At 62.6% G+C, this 19,374-nt stretch carries 11 protein-coding genes; 2 read left to right on the top strand and 9 right to left on the bottom strand.

The window, feature by feature from the left end:
- Positions 1-258 precede the first annotated feature (258 nt).
- Positions 259-1,005, bottom strand: coding sequence for a DUF2968 domain-containing protein (locus tag D7S89_RS01745; RefSeq protein ID WP_121275032.1), 747 nt, complete (start codon positions 1,003-1,005; stop codon positions 259-261).
- 224 nt (positions 1,006-1,229) lie between these two features.
- Between D7S89_RS01745 and D7S89_RS01740 the strand changes: the two genes are divergently transcribed.
- Both D7S89_RS01740 and D7S89_RS01735 read left to right on the top strand, forming a co-directional pair.
- Positions 1,230-1,949: an SDR family oxidoreductase gene (locus tag D7S89_RS01740; protein ID WP_121275030.1), complete on the top strand. Its 720-nt coding sequence runs from the start codon at positions 1,230-1,232 to the stop codon at positions 1,947-1,949.
- A 253-nt stretch (positions 1,950-2,202) separates the two neighbouring features.
- Positions 2,203-2,715, top strand: coding sequence for a DUF2147 domain-containing protein (locus tag D7S89_RS01735; RefSeq protein ID WP_121275028.1), 513 nt, complete (start codon positions 2,203-2,205; stop codon positions 2,713-2,715).
- A gap of 121 nt (positions 2,716-2,836) precedes the next feature.
- Here the strand turns inward: D7S89_RS01735 and D7S89_RS01730 are convergent, their stop codons facing one another.
- The 8 genes from D7S89_RS01730 to typA all read right to left on the bottom strand — a co-directional run bounded on the left by D7S89_RS01730 (position 2,837) and on the right by typA (position 19,071).
- The gene (locus tag D7S89_RS01730) at positions 2,837-3,247 is read right to left on the bottom strand and encodes a transposase (protein ID WP_121275026.1); all 411 of its coding nucleotides are present in this window, start codon (positions 3,245-3,247) and stop codon (positions 2,837-2,839) included.
- A 98-nt stretch (positions 3,248-3,345) separates the two neighbouring features.
- Positions 3,346-4,443 (bottom strand): cell division protein ZapE, encoded by a 1,098-nt coding sequence (gene zapE / locus D7S89_RS01725; protein ID WP_121275024.1) that lies wholly within the window; start codon positions 4,441-4,443, stop codon positions 3,346-3,348.
- Positions 4,444-4,539: 96 nt separating this feature from the next.
- Positions 4,540-5,970, bottom strand: coding sequence for a dihydrolipoyl dehydrogenase (gene lpdA / locus D7S89_RS01720; RefSeq protein WP_121275022.1), 1,431 nt, complete (start codon positions 5,968-5,970; stop codon positions 4,540-4,542).
- A 95-nt stretch (positions 5,971-6,065) separates the two neighbouring features.
- Positions 6,066-7,328, bottom strand: coding sequence for a 2-oxoglutarate dehydrogenase complex dihydrolipoyllysine-residue succinyltransferase (gene odhB, locus D7S89_RS01715; protein WP_121275020.1), 1,263 nt, complete (start codon positions 7,326-7,328; stop codon positions 6,066-6,068).
- A 134-nt stretch (positions 7,329-7,462) separates the two neighbouring features.
- Positions 7,463-10,318, bottom strand: coding sequence for a 2-oxoglutarate dehydrogenase E1 component (locus D7S89_RS01710; RefSeq protein ID WP_121275018.1), 2,856 nt, complete (start codon positions 10,316-10,318; stop codon positions 7,463-7,465).
- 283 nt (positions 10,319-10,601) lie between these two features.
- Positions 10,602-15,026, bottom strand: a complete 4,425-nt coding sequence (locus tag D7S89_RS01705) for a two-partner secretion domain-containing protein (protein WP_183085068.1) — start codon at positions 15,024-15,026, stop codon at positions 10,602-10,604.
- A 317-nt stretch (positions 15,027-15,343) separates the two neighbouring features.
- Positions 15,344-17,008, bottom strand: a complete 1,665-nt coding sequence (locus D7S89_RS01700) for a ShlB/FhaC/HecB family hemolysin secretion/activation protein (RefSeq protein WP_121275014.1) — start codon at positions 17,006-17,008, stop codon at positions 15,344-15,346.
- 236 nt (positions 17,009-17,244) lie between these two features.
- The gene (typA, locus tag D7S89_RS01695; protein ID WP_121275012.1) at positions 17,245-19,071 is read right to left on the bottom strand and encodes a translational GTPase TypA; all 1,827 of its coding nucleotides are present in this window, start codon (positions 19,069-19,071) and stop codon (positions 17,245-17,247) included.
- Positions 19,072-19,374: the final 303 nt, after the last annotated feature.

The raw sequence follows: 19,374 nt of genomic DNA, 5'->3' as shown, positions 1-19,374 counted from the left end.
ATCTGACGCGACGCAAACAGCGCGCGTGTTGGTGCCGCGCAACGCCCGCAGCCAGGTAGACCGTCGTCTATGCGCAACATGCCCGCCGTGGGGGACGCAGATGACTCGACGGCTGAGTCGTACAGCTCAGCTGAAGCAGCGCGGGAACGAGGGAAAACGGTGGACACGGTGCGGCGATCGCCCGCACCGGGAGGAAGACAACGCCGCAGGCCAGCAGAGGCTGCGCGCGGCGCTTGTCGTGGTGAATGCCCTACGAGGTCAGTGCGTATGGCGGCGCGGCAGCCCCTGCTCCGTCTCGCGCTGAAGCTGATGCACTTGACGCTGCAGCTCACGCAGTTGGTCCTGCGCCGCCTGCTTCTGCGTCGCGAGTGCGGCTGCTTCGTCGCGAGCCTGTTTCTGACGCGCTGCCACCGCTGCCTGTTGTTGACGCGCCACATTCAGGTCCGCCTGCAAGCGATCGGCATGCTCCTGCGTCAGTGCGATCAAGCGCTCGGTGTAGGCCTTCTGCGCGGCCAGCTTCGCGCGGCGCAGTTCGATGTCGGCCAGTTGCGCGCTCTTGTGCACGAAGTCGGCATAGACCGCTTCGGCACGCCCTTGATCCTGCGTCTTGATCACACGCCAGAAGTTCTTCTGCTGGAACAGCACGACGTAGTACGTCATCTCCTTACCGTACAGCAGCAGGCTCGCGCCATAGGTCCCGTTGTAGGCGGTACGCAGCTCGGTGAGCTCGTTGCCGTGAATCATGCTTTGAAGCTCGGCGACGTTCCCTTCTGCCTCTTTCGTGTCGGCCGGCGCAGCGGGCATGGCCGTTTGGTCGCCAGCCGCCGGTACCAGCGGTGCGGCTTCGGCCACCGGAGCCACGACGGCCGGCGCCGATGCGGCGCCTAGCGGTGCGGCGGCGTTCGAAGCGCTATCCGCAACGGTTTGCGCATACGCGCCCCCGATTCCCCCGATCATGACTAGCGCTGCAAGCGCGGTCCCCCGCATACGCGAAATGTGGCTCATGTTCTATTTCCTGCGCGAGTAGTTCTAGCGACTGATTCTATTTCTGAGACGACTGTCTCAAGCGCGACATTATTACTCAGTTTCGCGTGCTTCGGGCTCCTCTTCTAACCTCTGGTCACGGGGCATTTTTTCGAGTAGGAGCTGACGACCGGAGAGGTGGTCGCGAGGGCGGAAGATCTCTATAGTGGCGAACCTGGACGGCCTTTGAGGGTGAACCGAGTCTCATGAATTCCCGCACTTTCCTCGTTACCGGCGCATCACGTGGCATCGGCCATGCGATCAGTGCCGCACTGAGCAACAGCGGACACCAGGTCGTGGGTATCGCTCGACACGTCGAGGGGGTGGCGTTTCCAGGAACACTGCTGGCATGCGACCTTTCCGACCTCGACCAGACGGCCGAGGTCACCCGACGCATCAGCGAACAGTACGACATCGCCGGCATCGTCAACAATGCCGGCATCGCATTGCCTGAGCCGCTGGGCAAGATCGACTTGTCTTCGCTACAGAGTGTGTTCGATTTGAACGTGCGGGCGGCGATCCAGATCACCCAACACTTCGTGGATGCGATGAAGCAGCGCCGTGATGGCCGCATCGTCAATATCTGCAGCCGCGCGATATTCGGCAGCGTCGACCGGACGGCCTATTCGGCCGCGAAGAGCGCGCTGGTCGGCTGCACGCGAACGTGGGCATTGGAACTGGCCGAGTACGGCATCACGGTGAATGCCGTGGCACCCGGCCCGATCGAAACCGAGCTGTTTCGCAAGACGCGGCCGGTTGGTAGCGATGCAGAGCGCAAAGTGCTCGATACGATCCCGATGCAGCGCCTGGGCACCCCACATGAAGTGGCCGCAGTCGTGTGTTTCCTTCTATCAGGCGAGGCCAGCTACATGACTGGCCAAGTCTTGGCCGTCGACGGCGGCGGCAGTCTTGGCGGCCGCGCGTAGTCGGCCCATGCCGATCTGTACGCCTAACGATTACAATGCGCGGCGATGCTTTGACGCCCTGCTTTGATGCCCTCAGATCGGCTCGTTTGAACCCGTGACCGTGGGTGCGTCTGATTAGAGCTTCCACTATCAACCGTTGGTTCCATATTCGCGCTTATCCTGACTTTATTCCTAAAAGACGCGGCGCGTGCCAGCCAACACGCCACTGCGCAACGAACGTAAACGACAGACGGTTTCTTCCAAGGAGGATGACATGACGCACTTCTCGCAACGCGCCAGGACGATGGCGCTCACCGCCGCAAAACGCGCAGCACTGGCTGGCGCCTTGTTCGCCGGCGCAGCCATGGCGTTCGCCCAGGGCACGAGCACGCCCGTGGGCACGTGGAAAACGATCGACGACAGCACTCATCAGCCCAAGGCGCTGGTACGGATTACGCAAGACAGCGACGGTACGCTGAGCGGCAAGGTCGTCAAGGGCCTGAATCCGAACGAGAAACCTGGCCGCCTCTGCACCGCATGCACGGACGAGCGCAAGGATCAACCGATGCTCGGCATGACGATCATCAAGAGCATGAAGCAGGACGGCGACACATGGGACGACGGCAACATCCTCGACCCCGAGAACGGCAAGGTCTACAAATGCAAGATGCACCTCGAAGACGGTGGCAACAAGCTCATCGTGCGCGGCTACATCGGGGTTTCACTGCTCGGCCGCTCGCAAACGTGGATTCGTGAGGCAGACGACGCGGCTCAAGCCAAGAACTGACCCATCTTCCGGTGCGTGACGATTGTCGTCACGCAGATCGCGCTTGTATACGCAAACGGCCGGCGCCACAACGCCGGCCGTTTTTATTGTTGGCTATCGATCGTGCACGAGGCCGGCGTCGTCAAGCCGCCTGCCGCAGAGAAGCGAGATAAGCCAGCATCGGCGCATCGACGCTCACGAATGCAGGCATGGGCGGCATGCCGCTGATCGGCTCCGTCTTCATCCGCATCCGCAGCTTGATCGAGTCGCTCAATGCATTGGCGCCCTCGCCGTACAACTGCCTGAGCACTTCCTTGAATACGCCTGAGGCGTGCCAACCCTTGAAGCGCCGATGGCATGTTTGATACGACGGGTAGCGGCGCGGCATCGACGACCATGCCGCGCCGCTATAGATCACCCACAGCACGCCGTTGAGGACGGCTCGCGTGTCGGTCAAAGGACGCCCACGCGACTGCGCGCGCGGCTGCAGCTCAGGAAACAGCGACCCGACGCACTGCCATTGTTCGTCGGTGATATCACGGTACGGGGTCATGGCGCCTCCTTCGTCAGAATGAGGAAAGCACGATATGCCCCTGCCCCTTCGGCGGATATCAGAATAATCCGATTATGTTGCCGCGGACGGGGTGGCGATCAAGTCAGCGACGTGTCGACGATCCTGCGCGGCGCCTCGAGGTATTCCTGCGACTGCATTTCGATGATCCGCGAGACCGTGCGGCTGAATTCGTTGGCCATCGGCCCTTCGACATACAACTGTTCGGCCGGCACGGCAGCCGACATCAACAGCTTGACCTTGTGGTCGTAGAAGACGTCGACGAGCCAGGTGAAACGCCGCGCCTCGGATGCCATACGCGGCGACATCTGCGGCACGTCGGACAGGATCACCGTATGGAAACGGCTTGCCAGTTCGAGATAATCGTTCTGCGAGCGCGGGCCGCCACATAGCGTCGCGAAATCGAACCACACGATGCCGTCGGCGCGGCGCAGCGCCTTCAGTTCGCGCTTCTCGATATGGAGCAAAGGGCTTTCGTCCGGCACGGCCGCCAGGCTCGCATACGCTTCGCGCAGGGCATGATCGGCCTGTGCGCCGAGCGGCGTGTGGTAGGCGGCAACCTGCGCCAGCGTACGCCGCCGATAGTCGATGCCCGCGTCGACGTTGAGTACGTCGAGCTTGGCCTTCACGAGCTCGATCGCCGGCAGCACGCGATCGCGGTGCAGCCCGTCCGGATACAGCGTGCCGGGCTCGTAATTGGAGGTCATCACGAACTGCACGCCGTTCGCAAATAGCGCGTTGAGCAGTCGATAAAGAATCATCGCGTCCGCGATATCGGACACGTGGAATTCGTCGAAGCAGATGAGCCGGTAGCGCTTCGCGATGCGGCGCGCGAGCTCGTCGAGCGGATCGGCCCGCCCTTTGAGCTCCTCGAGCTCCCGATGCACCTCGCGCATGAATTCGTGAAAATGCAGGCGCGTCTTGCGTTGCACGGGCACCACGGCATAGAAGCTGTCCATCAGGAAGCTCTTGCCGCGCCCCACTCCGCCCCAAAGATAAACGCCACGCGGCAGTTCGGGGTGCACGATGAGCTTGCGCAGCGCGTTCGAACGTCGTGCCTTGTAGGCAACCCACTCGGCGTAGCAACGCTGCAGCCGATCGACGGCGGCGCGCTGTGCGTCGTCGGACTGATAGCCGCGGGTCTTCAGCTCGTTTTCGTAGTATTCGATGACGTTCATCGTGCCAATACAAAAAGCGAAGGCGGACGGGACATGCCCCGCCCGCCTTCGGCGTCACGCTCGGGGCCAGCCCATTTCGAGGCCGGCACGCGCGTGTTACTTGTTGAGCGAGCGCTTGTCGACGTCGAGCGCCGCTTCGCGCATCACTTCGGACAGCGACGGGTGCGGATGGCAGATACGGCCGAGGTCTTCCGACGCCGCCTTGAACTCCATCGCCACGACCGCTTCGGCGATCAGATCCGACGCGTTCGCCGAGATCACGTGCACGCCGAGCAGTTCGTCGGTCTTGGCATCGGCGATCATCTTCACGAAGCCGTCGGTCTTGCCCACGCCGAGCGCACGGCCGTTGATCGAGAACGGGAACTGGCCCTTCTTGATCTCGCGGCCTTCGGCCTTCAGCTGCTGCTCCGTCTTGCCGACCCATGCGATCTCGGGTTCGGTGTAGATGACCCAAGGAATGCAGTTGTAGTCGATGTGCGGCTTCTGGCCGTCGATGATTTCAGCCACCAGCACGCCTTCGTCCTCGGCCTTGTGCGCGAGCATCGGGCCACGCACGACGTCGCCGATCGCGTAGACGTTCGGCACGCTCGTGCGGCAGTGATCGTCGACGTCGATGAAGCCGCGCTCGTTCGCCTTCAGGCCGATCGACTCGAGACCGAGGTTATCGGTGTTCGGCACGCGACCGACCGAGACGATCAGGCGATCGGCTTCGAGCGTCTGCGCGTTGCCATCCTTGTCGGTGTAAGCGATCGTGACGCCGTTCGCGGTCGTCTTCACTTCACCGATGCTCACGCCCAGATGAATGTCGAGGCCCTGCTTCTTGAACTGCTTGGCCGCTTCCTTGGCCAGACCTTCGTCCGCAGCCCCGAGGAATTGCGGCAGCGCTTCGAGCACCGTCACTTGCGCGCCGAGACGACGCCACACCGAGCCGAGCTCGAGGCCGATCACGCCGGCGCCGATGACGGCCAGCTTCTTCGGCACCGACTCGAACGTCAGCGCGCCTTCGTTGTCGGCGACGATCTTGTTGTCGACCGGCACGTTCGGCAGATGACGCGCCTTCGAGCCCGTCGCGATGATCACGTTACGCGCGGTCACGACTTCGGTCTCGCCTTCGCCGCTCACTTCGATCTGCACGCCGGCATCGGTCTTGCCGGTGAACTTGCCGTGACCCTTGAGCCACGTGATCTTGTTCTTCTTGAACAGGAATTCGATGCCGCCCGTCATCTTTTCGACGATCGCGTCCTTGCGACCCAGCATCTTCGCCACATCGATCTTCACGTCGCTGACCGAAATGCCGTGATCGGCCAGGTGGTGCGACGCGTTTTCGAACTCTTCCGACGACGCCAGCAGCGCCTTCGACGGAATGCAGCCGACGTTCAGGCAGGTACCGCCGAGCTTCAGCGCGCCGGCCGGGTTCTTCCACTTTTCGATACAGGCGACGGTCTTGCCGAGCTGCGCGGCACGAATCGCGGCAATGTAGCCACCGGGGCCGGCGCCGATCACGACGACGTCAAATTCTTGGGACATGACTATCCTTCCGAGAACGCAGCGGCGCGCGGGCCATGCCGCGCGGCGCTGCGATTGCAATCAAGGCTGATGCGCCCTCGCGGGCGCAAGGGGAATTACAGATCGAGCAGCAGACGCGCCGGGTCCTCGAGCGCATCCTTCATCGCGACCAGCGACAGCACGGCTTCGCGGCCGTCGATGATGCGGTGGTCGTACGACAGCGCGAGGTAGTTGATCGGGCGAATCACGATCTGACCGTTCTCGACGACCGGACGCTCCTTCGTCGCGTGCACGCCGAGGATCGCCGATTGCGGCGGGTTGATGATCGGCGTCGACAGCATCGAGCCGAACACACCGCCGTTCGAGATCGAGAACGTACCGCCCGTCATTTCGTCGATCGACAGCTTGCCGTCCTTGGCCTTCTGACCGAATTCGGCGATCTTCTTCTCGATGTCGGCAAGGCTCATCTGATCGGCGTTGCGCAGGATCGGCACGACGAGGCCACGCGGCGAACCGACAGCGATACCGATGTCGAAGTAGCCGTGATAGACGATGTCGTTACCGTCGATCGATGCGTTCACGAGCGGGAACTTCTTCAGCGCATGCACGGCCGCCTTCACGAAGAACGACATGAAGCCGAGCTTCACGCCATGTTCCTTCTCGAACTTGTCCTTGTACTTGTTGCGCAGATCCATCACCGGCGCCATGTTCACTTCGTTGAACGTGGTCAGGATCGCGTTCGTTTGTTGCGACTCGAGCAGACGCTCGGCGATACGCGCACGCAGACGCGACATCGGCACACGCTGCTCGGGGCGGTTGTTGAGCCACGTGTCGGCCGATGCCGGTGCCTTGACGTCGGGCAGCGACGGCTTCGCAGCGCGAGCCGGTGCAGCGGCCGGCGCGGCAGCGGGTGCCTTCGGTGCGCCCGCGCCCAGCACGTCGCCCTTCGTGATACGGCCATCGCGGCCCGTACCTGCGACCTGATCGGCCGACAGGCTCTTCTCGGCCATCAGCTTGGTCGCTGCCGGCGAAGCGGCGACGTTTGCCGTTGCCGCAGCGGCGGCAGCCGGTGCAGCAGCGGCAGGCGCAGCGGCCGGAGCGGCAGCCGCGGCGGCCGGTGCAGCGGCGCCAGCCTTCGCTTCCGTGTCGATCTTGGCGATGAGTTGCTCGGAGATCACGATTTCGCCGTCGGCCACGACGACTTCAGCCAGCACGCCCGATGCCGGGGCCGGCACTTCGAGCACGACCTTATCGGTTTCGATTTCGATCAGCGTTTCGTCCTGCGAGACTGCTTCGCCGGGCTTCTTCTTCCACTGCAGCATCGTGCCTTCCGAAACCGACTCCGAAAAGACCGGAACCTTGACTTCTACAATAGCCATTTGATTTTCCTAAACTCGTATCTTGGGTGGTTGCGAACCGTGTGTGCCGTATCGATGCTCGCGCGGCTTATGCGTCACGCGCGGCGGGCGGCACGGGAAGACGCTTGCCTGCGCCCTCCCGGTTCGTCATCTAGTTATTTCGCAATCGAACCGCTCTTCAACCGGCCGAACGCGCCTTCGATCAGCGCCTTCTGCTGCTCGTAGTGCTTCGCGTAGTAGCCGACCGCAGGCGAGGCCGAAGCCGGACGTCCGCTGTAAGCGAGTTTCTGCCCTTCCTTCATGCCTTCCTTCAGGTGGTGTTCGATGTAGAACCACGGACCTTGGTTTTGCGGTTCGTCTTGCACCCAGACCACTTCCGTCGCGTTCTCGTACTTCTTCAGCTCGGTTTCGAACTGCTTGTGCGCGAACGGATACAGCTGCTCGATACGCACGATCGCAACATCGTTCGCCTTCGCTTCGCGGCGATGCGCGACGAGGTCGTAGTACACACGGCCCGAGCAGGCGAGCACGCGCTTGACCTTCTTCGCGTCGATCGTCTCGTCGACTTCGCCCAGCACCGGCTGGAACGAGCCCTTCGCGAGTTCCGACAGATCCGACACGGCTTCCTTGTGACGCAGCAGCGACTTCGGCGTGAAGACGATGAGCGGCTTGCGGAACAGGCGGATCATCTGGCGACGCAGCAGATGGAAGATCTGCGCGGGCGTCGTCGGCTGCACGACCTGCATGTTGTGCTCGCCGCACAATTGCAGGAAACGCTCGATGCGCGCCGACGAGTGCTCGGGACCCTGGCCTTCGTAGCCGTGCGGCAGCAGCATCGTGAGACCCGAGACGCGGCCCCACTTGACTTCGCCCGACGAGATGAACTGGTCGATCACGACTTGCGCGCCGTTCACGAAGTCGCCGAATTGCGCTTCCCAGGCCACGAACGTGTTCGGCTCGGCCGTCGAGTAGCCGTATTCGAAACCCAGCACGGCTTCTTCGGACAGCACCGAGTCGATCACCGTAAACTTGGCCTGACCTTCCGCCACGTTTTGCAGCGGGATATAGGTGCCGTCGTTCCAGCGCTCACGATTCTGATCGTGCAGCACGGCGTGACGGTGCGTGAACGTGCCGCGGCCCGAATCCTGGCCCGTCAGACGCACGGCATAGCCCGACGCGACGAGCGAGGCGAATGCGAGGTGCTCGCCCATGCCCCAGTCGAGCGGCGCATCGCCGCGCGCCATCGCACGGCGGTCGTTGATGACGCGCTCGACGAGCGGGTGCACCTTGAAGCTTTCGGGAATCGTCGTGATGCGTTCGCCGAGGCGCTTCAGTTCGGCCAGCGGCACAGCCGTGTCGGCCGCGTCCGTCCACTTGCGGTTCAGGAACGGCACCCAGTCGACCGCGTACTTGCTCTTGTAGTTCGAGAGCACCGGATCGACGGTGTGCTGGCCCGCGTCCATCGCCTGACGATAGGCCTTGACGTAGCCTTCCGCGTCTTCGGCCGTGATCACGCCTTGCTGCACGAGCTTTTCCGCGTACAGCGCACGCGTGCCCGGATGCTGGGCGATCTTCTTGTACATCAGCGGCTGCGTGACAGCCGGCGTGTCCTGCTCGTTGTGGCCGAGCTTACGGAAGCAGACGATGTCGATCACGACATCCTTGTGGAACTGCATCCGGAAGTCGATCGCGAGCTGCGTCGCGAGCACCACGGCTTCGGGATCGTCGCCGTTCACGTGCAGCACGGGCGCCTCGATCATCTTGACGACGTCCGAGCAGTACAGCGTCGAGCGCATGTCGCGCGGGTCGGACGTGGTAAAGCCGATCTGGTTGTTGATGACGATGTGCAGCGTGCCGTGCGTGCCGTAGCCGCGCGTTTGCGCGAGGTTCAGCGTTTCCATCACGACGCCCTGACCCGCGAACGCGGCGTCGCCGTGAATCTGCACCGGCAGCACTTGCGTGCCGAGATCGTCGCCGCGGCGGTCCATACGGGCCTTCGCCGAGCCTTCGACGACCGGGTTCACGATTTCGAGGTGCGACGGGTTGAACGCGAGCGACAGGTGCACCGGACCGCCTTCGGTCGCGACGTCGGACGAGAAGCCCTTGTGGTACTTCACGTCGCCGGCCGGCAGGTCGTCGACATGCTTGCCTTCGAATTCGGCGAACAGATCGCCCGGCATCTTGCCGAGCGTGTTCACGAGCACGTTCAGACGGCCACGGTGAGCCATGCCGATGACGATTTCCTGCACGCCCTTGGCGCCGCCGTGGCGCACGACTTCGTCCATCGCCGCGATGAAGCTTTCGCCGCCTTCGAGCGAGAAGCGCTTCTGGCCGACGTAACGGGTGTGCAGATAGCGCTCGAGGCCTTCGGAGGCCGTCAAGCGGTTCAGAATGTGTTTCTTCTTGTCAGCCGTGAAGTTCGGCGTGGCGCGGACCGATTCGAGCCGCTCCTGCCACCAGCGCTTTTGCTCGGGATCGCTGACGTACATGAACTCGGCGCCGATCGTGCCGCAGTACGTGTCGCGCAGACCCTTGACGATATCGCGCAGCGAAGCCTGCTCGAACCCGAAGTACAGGTTGCTGGCGCTGAACGTCTGGTCCATATCGGCTTCGGTGAAGTCGTAGAACGCAGGTTCGAGTTCGGGAATGGCGGGACGTTCGCGACGCTTCAGCGGGTCCAGATTGGCCCATTGCGAGCCGAGAAAGCGATACGCGCCGATCAGGGACTGGACGTGGACTTGCTTGCGCGCGGTGCCGAGGTTTTCACCGGCTTCACGCGGGATGAAGGCATTGGCCTTGGCGCGCTGCGCGAACGATTCGACGATCGGGCCGTGGGCTACGTCGCTGACGGCCGAGCCGTCCGTGGCGGGAACGTTTTGCAGCGCGTCGAAATACTCGCGCCAGTTGTCCGGCACCGATGCGGGGTTGTCCAGATACTGCTCGTACAGTTCTTCAACGTACGGAGCATTGCCGCCGAACAGATACGAGTTCAGCTGGAATTGCTTCATCATGTTTACGCTCACCTTTCTTCGAGTTTCTCGAGAAATAGCGGGTTACTCAACCTTCCGCGACACGGCCTGACCGTTTAGCGGATTGCGCGAATCAAGTCTTGCTTGGAAGGACCTAAAACTTTGCAACGGGAGCATAGCACAGAACGAATAGTCTAGCCCCCGCAATTGCACGCCGGATAAGTGGTACAGCCGCCACAGATCGCTAATGCGCGCCTGCATAAATTAGACGAATTGCCCGGAGCACACCGGCCCCGGGCAATCGACCAGACAACTATTCAGCAGGCTATTTCACGTTCACCGAAGCGTTGACCTCACTGTCCGTCCAGGTCACCTGGTGGCTGGTGCTGACCGGCCACGGGAACGGACTGCCATTGGCAGGCTGGCCGCCAGCCGGAGCGCTGGGAATAGCCGACACCGAGCCGCTGAAATCCACGTGGTGAACATAGTCGTGGTTGCTCGTCGTCGTGACCGCAGCGGAGCCAAAGCTGCCACTATCGCCACTGACGTTCGCCCCGCTGACGGTCACCTGCCCCCCTCCCGCGTTCACATTGATGCTCCCAGCGTGAACGGTGTTGACCTGGGTTTTCACGGAATCATCGAAGTGCAGATTCACGTTGGCGCTGGGCTTGAGCGCAGCAAGCCCCCCCTTTTGCACATCGCTGCCGACGGCTTTGACGAAATCGCTCGCGCTCGTCTTGTCGGTGGGAATCACCGCGTCTTGCGCACTGGCGCCGAGATCGAGCTGGACAGTGCTCGTCCGGTTTTGAGCGGATGACACGGAGACGTTGCCGCCTGCCTGGACATTCAATGCATCGGCCTTCAAGCCGGTCTGCAAGGCGACATCCTGGCCTGCCGCGACACTGACGTTCTTGACATTGAGCTGCCCCGATTGATAAGCGGTGCTGTTCTCCACGTCGATGGCAAGGCGACCGTCAGCCCCCACGTTCACGGAGTTCTTGTCGCCCAGCGCGGCTTTCACGTTGCCGCCCACGCTCCAGTTGCCCTTATGGGTGTCGCTCGCGACGGCCATGACCGAAACGTTGCCGGACTGGTTGGCAAGTGTCAGGGTGTTGGCGTCGATGTTCGTGCCGACCGTCCGCAGCCCATCGCCCAGGCTGTTGCCGCTCAAGCGCACGTTCTCGGCCACGATGCTGCCCCCATGCCCCTGGGAAGCATTTTCGCTGACCACGCCCAGGTTGCCGCCCAACCCACCGCCGTGCAACGCCGTGCCTCCGTTACCGACAGGAGCGAGGCTGGCCGCCACGTTGCCGTCCGCGTTGACGCCAAACGCAACATGGTGGTCATAAGCGGCGTCGAATGTCACGTTGTCGGCCTGCATGGAGAAATCGCCGGCTTTCACGTTGGCGCCCTGCGCGACGGCGGAATGGCCGCCCACCACCGAGACGCGCTGACCGGAAATGCTCGCGGCCACCGCTTGGCTGTCTTGGCTGGCGAGATAGTTCACCCCGGCGTTGATCCCAAAAGACGAAGGCGTGATGACCCCGGCAGCAGGAATAACGGTGGCACCCAAGCTGCCGCCGGCATTGAACCCACCCTGCGTCTGCCATTGGCGGTTATCGGCCTGGGCAATCGTGACGTCCTGTCCCGCGGTCAAGCTGACACGGTCGGCCGCGGCGATGTTCATCGCCGACGAAAGCGTGTTGTCGGCCTGGATGTCGACGTTTTGCCCCTTGATGTTGCCTAACACGGCCTGACCCTTGCCGGTTTGCTGATACGCGTACGCACCGTTGGCCCCCGCCTGCAGGTTCCAGTCTTGAAACGTGGCGGTCGCCATATCGGCGTTCACGCCCGCGCTGCCGCTATGGGTGGTCGTGACCTGCGTGTTTTCAGCCGCCTTGCCGACATACGTCGGCGCGTGAATGCTCACGTCGCCGGTCGCGGCATACTGGGTGCCGGAGTCGGTCACGCTGTTTTGCCCCGTGACGACGATCTTGCCCCCGGAAAGACTGCTGACGACCGCGGTGCTGTTGACCGTGGTGGTGCCGACACCTTGTCCGCTCAGCCCCAATGCGATGTCCACCGGCGGTGCAAATCCCGCCGCGGAAAGGCCCGCCGCGCTCGCCGTCAGCGTTGCCGCTCCGCTGCCCTTCACCACCGTGTTGGTGGCGACATCGGCCGCCGCCTCGGTGACGACGTCACGCCCCGTCAGCGCGATCTGGCCCGGCGTGCTGACGACAGTCCCCGCATTGCGCAGCGTCTGGTCGGCTTGCATGACGACATTGCCCGTTGCCGATACACGCGACCCAACCGCTTGATGCGTCTCATTGTGGACGTTGGTCTGCTGGGTGCCGACCTGGGCACCCGCATTGACCTTGCCGATGCCGATGTTGCTGAGGTTGCTGAGCGTGCCGAGGAGGTTGCTGGTGTCGACATGGGTCAGGGTGGCACTGACGTACACGCCTGCGCTCGTGACATTGGTGTCGTCGTCGGTGCTGCTCGCCTTGCTGTCGCCGGCGGCCAGCGTCACGTTCTTGCCCGTCAGTTTCACGTCGCCTGCCTTGGCGGTGATCTGGCTGCCTTTGAGCGCGATGGCCTCGTCGCCCTGGAGCGTCACCGTGCCGGCGGTCAGCGTGCTCGCGGTCACCTGCCCGCTGGTGTTGCTCACGGTATGGGTGACGCCTTGCAGCCCGAGACCCAACGTCACTTGCAGATCGGCGCCTGAAGCACTGTGCTGGAAATTAGGCGTGCCGCCGAGCGTGAAATCCTGCGTCGTGCTGGATGTCTGGGCATCGGCGATGTCGCTGCGAACCGTGCCGGCGGCATGCACGTCGAGCGCTTGCCCCGCGGTAAGGCTGCTGCCCGTCAACTGGATGTCTTTGGCACCGCTCACGCGCACGTTGCCTTGTGCGGACACCGTCGATGCCAGCGTGGTATCGGCCTCGCTCTGCACCGTCCGGCTCTTGTCGGTGATATTGAACGCCGTGCCGTGCCGATCGTTTTGCAGCGTCTCGACGTGGTTGAACCCGTGGCCGATGCTGACGCTGCCGTTCGCCGAAGCAAGCGTCAGATCGCCACTGCCCGTCAGCGAACTACCGGTGACGTTCACGCCGCCGTCGCCGTTCACGGTGATGTTACGGGCATGAACCGCACTGCCGTTCAGCGAGGTCGCGGTGGTCTGCGTGCCATGTGTTTCGCCGCCGCCGATGCCGCCCCAGTACACGAAATCCTCTTCCTGTGCTTTCACGTTCTGGCTGGTCTGCGTGCCGATCGTGGTGGCGCCCTGGCTCGCGATCGCAACCTGTCCTGCATCGATCTTGGCGCCGAGCAGATTCACGTTCCCCGCGCTGCTGATGCTGCTGTCCTGGCCGGCCTGAATGCTCGTGGCGTGGTACGCCTGCTGCATGTCGCTGATCACCTTCTTGCCGGTCTTGAGCGCAGCAGTTTCGTTGGCATAGCGATTGGTGCTGACCGCCCCGCTTTGCGTGGTGGCGCCTTCGAGCGTCACGCCTTTAGCGCCGTCGATGGTCACCGAACCGCCCGCGACGATCGTGGCAGCTTCTGCATTGACCGCCCCATGCGTGGCATGAACGTCCACGTTCTGGCCGACTTGCCACGTGTTGCCGTACAACGTCTGGACCTGCTCGTCTTGCTGGGTCGTATTGTTCCAAAGGAATTTGCTGCGACCGTCGCTGTTGGTGCGGGAACTGGTCGTCACGGTGTTGCCCAGATCGACGCTGTCGCCGGTCACATGCACGTTTTGCGCGTCGATTTTCACGGCGTTCAGATTGACCGCGCCGCCTGCCGTCAGGCTGACGTCGTCACCATGAATTTGTGCTGCCGTGAATGTCTCGGTATGGCTGCTGCCGGACGTGCGGTGGGTCACCCCATCCCACCACGAATAGCTGGAAACCGGGGCGGAGGCGACATCGGTGCTCTGCACCTGGCCCTGCACGGAGAGATTGCCCGCGACCTGCACGTCCACCGCTTTGCTCGCCTCCAGGTCAGCCTGGAGGCGGGTGTTGCCTTGCGGATCGCTGGCGTGAATGCGGATGGTGCCCGCTGCGATGCTGCCGATGACGGAGCCGTCGAGTACGGGAACGGGTTGATTCGCCTTCTGCTCTTCTGCAGTCAAGTCGTGCAGACCCAGTCCGGCATAGTCGACCCGCTGACGGCCCGCAATGATGTTGACGCTGTCGCGAGCCTGGATCATGCCGTTGGCGTCGACCTTCGGCGCGATCAGATCGAGCACGGTCGCACCGGACACGCTGCCGGATACGGTCAGGCCATTGCTACCGCCATGAGCCCCGACGACGAAGCTGCTGATTTGCCCATTGGCCAGTTCGGGCGTCCCCACCACCAGCGAAGCACGCGGCGTGTTGATGAAGCCGCAGCCTGCGCAGGTGATGCCGTTCGGATTCGCGAGCACGTAATCTGCCGCCATGCCGAACACTTCCTGCTTGCCAAGCAACAGCGAAGGATTGCTGCCGACCACTTGATTGAGGATGACGCTGGCTGCCTGCCCCCGCAGTTGAGCGTTCGCGCCCAGTTGCCCCGCCAGTTGCGACTGCCCTGCGACGGTCGAGTTGTTCAGCACCGCGCCCTGAGTCCCCACGTTGTACTGCTTGAACTGGTTGAGGGACAGGCCGCTGGCGTTAGGCGCCACGATGTTGACTACGTCGACGCCGTTGTGTTGGCCGACCGTTGCTTGCCCGGCTGAGACGATGTTCTGCGCGTGGGCCAGGTTCATGCTCAGAACGGCCAGTCCTACATGAACGGAAAACTTTCCCGCCGCAGAAAGTCTGCATTGCTTCATCGGGTGCCTGGACATAAGTTTATTTTTCATAGGTCAAATGAAACAGATGGTTATAAGCGTTTTATGCCGCGCAATGGCGGCCTCTATTTGCCTCATTCTTGATAAGCCAGCATCACGTCACCCCCACGTCTCGCCCCGTCTGTTGCGGGGTTGTTCTCTCCTCGATATTCGGCCCTCTATCGGCGCTCTCCCACGCCGGCATGACGCACGCTCCAACACCCCGATCGGATGTCAAACGTTTGCCTTCAACTTCAAAAAAAAGCACGCACCTGAGCCATGCATTCCGTATCCCACGCATCGCTGCCGATACCTTGTGCGAAGGCCTTGCCTCGACTGAGCGCGATATTGGCCGACCAGGGTTTCCTATCGAATGTGATCCCGACCGACCCGCTCACGGCGCTTTGCCACTGACCTCCATGCTGGCGAGTCCGGCCCGCATCGATCCCGAGGTACGGACTGAAAACGCTATTGCCGACAGGCCAAGGGCTGGTCACGGTCTGGCGCAGGTAATACCCGTAATCGCCCGTCAAGTAGAGGTCGCGAAAGCCGCGTACGGCACTGCGGTCCGTCACCCCGATCTGCTCGAGCGATGGAAGACTATCGGCGCTGTATTGCCCGACCAGCACGTGATCGAAGCGGACGGTGTGCGCGCCCAGCCGATACGCGTGCGACCAGGAAAAGGACGCAGCGAGCTTCTTGAATTGCGCGGCAGGTAGATCGCTTTCCGGCCCATCCTTATCGGCGCCGAGCCAATGCAGGCCTTGCTTGTATTCCACGTTGGCGCCAAGCGCGTTCCCACCCAACAGCGCCGTGTGGTTCAGGCCGATCGAAAACGTGGCAAGAGAAGGGCTCTGTATATCGAGCGTAGTGCCCATGAAGCGGCTCTTCACCGCCGCGCGCGTCAGTTGCCCGTATATCGAGCTGATATGAGCCGCGTCACGGGAAAAGACATACTCCGCACGCAAGCCGGCAAACCATGAGTCGCCATCCTGCCGCACCGTGTTATAGATCAGTTGAGTCTGCGTGCGATATACCGAAGCACCACCCAAGGCCGAGAACGTCCAATAGCCGTATGGGATGCTGTAAAAGAAGCCCGCGTTGCGGCTGTAGTGAGACGAATCGGTGTGAATCGTGCTGGCCGCATTGACTCCCAGGTTATCGGCGAGCCCCACCAGGTTATCCACGCTCAGTTGCGCGTCGACTTGCGCGCGCCCGGTGCTGTCCTGCCCGAAGTCATTCCAGCCGATCGAACCGTGCACGGCCCCCTGGGCTTCGTCGGTCAGGGCAATGGCCACATTGCCCTGCTCGTCAGGATAGACATCCATCGTCACGTGGTGGCCGCCGAGCCGGTTGGCTTGCTCGAGCCCTTCGTCGAGATCGTGGACGTTCACGGGCTTGCCGATGAGTCCCGGAAACAGGTTGCCACTGCTCAACGCGGTTGAATTGCGAATGGCCGTCACCTTCGCGGGCCGCACGGTCCAGGTCAATTGTCGGTCGGCTTGGGATGGGTCCAAGTCGATACGGAAATAGCCCTCTTGCAAGAACATGTCGGTAATCAGGCGGCTCAATTCCCCGAGCCCACGTGCGGTAATGCACCCACTGGGCACTGCCGCCAGTACCGCATTCCTTCGCGCCTCGCTCAGAAGATCGAGCCCCTGCACGCGCATCGTTTGCCACGGCAGGCACGCCGTGCCCTGCTCGGGGGCGAGCATCGGCTCAGCAACGGCGGGAGATGACTCCTGCAACGATTTGCGGCGCGACTCCTGTTGTTGGGTCCGCCATCTATCCTGCATGTCCTGCCATTGCTGACGTGGTGTTTGGTCGATCTCCGGCAACGGGGGCGCCGCGTGGGCGCTCCGTAAGGCCGCACCCAGCAACACGCCTGTGCCGATCAGACGCATGCTATTCATAGTCATTTACGAGATATCGGCACAGCCGAATGGTCAATTCAATCGCAATTCGAATATCGAAAAAGAACTCTAGTCATCTCAACTTCGATGACAATTTCGCGCAGATAAGAAAACACCCTACGGCGTAACACGCTCGTAGGGTGCGGGTGAATCTCATCGGTACTGCCAATTGAGCCGCGCGAACTTGACAGGCAGTTGCGCGCTGCTCCATCGGCCCGGCCATCGGGGGCCGGCCGGCGCAATCAGTCGACTGCGCCTTCGCGGCTCGCGCGGCGACGCTCATGCTCCTTCAGGTGACGCTTGCGCAGACGGATCGACTGCGGCGTGACCTCGACGAGCTCGTCGTCGTCAATGAACTCGACGGCATATTCGAGCGACATCTGGATCGGCGGTACGAGGCGCACCGCTTCATCCGTACCCGACGCACGCACGTTCGTCAGCTGCTTGCCCTTGATCGGGTTCACGACGAGGTCGTTGTCGCGGCTATGGATGCCGATGATCATGCCTTCATAGAGCGCATCGCCCGGCTTCACGAACATGCGGCCGCGATCCTGCAGCTTCCACAGGGCGTACGCAACCGCCGCGCCGTCGTCCTGCGAAATCAGCACGCCATTGCGGCGCTCGCCGACCGAGCCTTCCTTGACCGGTGCGTACGAATCGAAGATGTGGCTCATCAGGCCCGTGCCGCGCGTCAGCGTCAGGAATTCGCTCTGGAAGCCGATCAGGCCACGCGCCGAAATCTTGTATTCCAGACGCGTGCGGCCGCGGCCGTCCGACGCCATGTCGAGCATCTCGCCCTTACGGCGGCCCAGCTCTTCCATCACGCCACCCTGGTGCTCGTCTTCGAGGTCGACCGTCAGCAGCTCGTACGGCTCGTGCTTCACGCCGTCGATTTCCTGCATCACGACGCGCGGACGCGACACGGCGAGCTCGTAGCCTTCGCGGCGCATATTCTCGACCAGGATCGTCAGGTGCAGTTCGCCACGACCCGACACCTCGAACACCGTCTCGTCGCCCGTGTCCTTCACGCGCAGCGCCACATTGTGGTTGAGCTCCTTCGTCAGGCGGTCGCGAATCTGGCGGCTCGTCACGAACTTGCCCTCGCGGCCCGCGAGCGGCGATGAGTTGACGAGGAAGTTCATCGTCAGCGTCGGCTCGTCGACGGTGATCATCGGCAGCGCCTCAGGCGTATCCACCGCGCAGATCGTCGCACCGATACCGACGTCCTCGATGCCGTTGATCAGCACGATGTCGCCCGCTTCCGCCGACTCGACCTGCACGCGCTCGAGCCCCTTGAACGACAGCACCTGGTTGATCTTGCGGTTCAGCACCTCGCCTTCCGGGCCGAAGCGCATCACGACCGGCTGGCCAGGCTTGATGCGGCCGCGCGTGATGCGGCCCACGCCGATTCGGCCGACGTACGTCGAGTAGTCGAGCGAGGTGATCTGCAGCTGCAGCGGCGCTTCCGGATCGGCCGGACGCACCGGCACGTGCTGGAGGATCGCCTCGAACAGCGGACGCATGTCGCCTTCGCGCGTGGCCGGGTCGAGCGACGCATAGCCGTTCAGGCCCGATGCATAGACGATCGGGAAATCGAGCTGTTCTTCGGTCGCACCGAGCTTGTCGAACAGATCGAACGTCTGGTTGATGACCCAGTCGATGCGCGCGCCCGGACGGTCGATCTTGTTGACGACGACGATCGGCTTCAAGCCCAGCGCGAGTGCCTTCTTCGTAACGAAGCGCGTCTGCGGCATCGGGCCCTCGACCGCGTCGACGAGCAGCAACACCGAGTCGACCATCGACAGCACGCGCTCGACCTCGCCGCCGAAGTCGGCGTGCCCCGGGGTGTCGACGATGTTGATGTGCGTGCCCTCGTATTCGACGGCACAGTTCTTGGCCAGGATCGTGATCCCGCGCTCTCGTTCGATGTCGTTCGAATCCATCACGCGTTCCGCGATCTGCTGGTTCTCTCGGAACGTGCCCGACTGGCGGAGCAGTTGGTCGACGAGCGTGGTCTTGCCGTGGTCGACGTGGGCAATGATGGCGATGTTGCGTAGGGCGCGAGTCATAGGAATCAGGGACGGTTGCGTGCGCGTGCTATCGGAGCGCCCTGGCGGGCGAATACAAAAAGCGCACTTTGGGAAGCCCGTGATTGTACCACGTCGCCATGACGCAAGACGTGCCGCGCGACATACGCCCGGCTCAACCGAGCTTGGCCCCCACCCCACGTCGGCGCCCGACCGGAGCGGTTCCAAGCGCGATTTCGCATAACCAGCGATAATTTCGAGATGAATTACTAAGGATTTGCTTAATTACCTCGAGCGATGCTTGCCGGGTAGCCGATTGGCACCTATAATCGTGCCTAGTCAACT

This window comes from Trinickia fusca (genome assembly GCF_003628145.1).
GTDB classification, from domain to species: Bacteria; Pseudomonadota; Gammaproteobacteria; order Burkholderiales; family Burkholderiaceae; genus Trinickia; species Trinickia fusca.
Note: the sequence above shows the minus strand (reverse complement) of the source record. Positions and strands in the feature narration are given on the sequence as shown.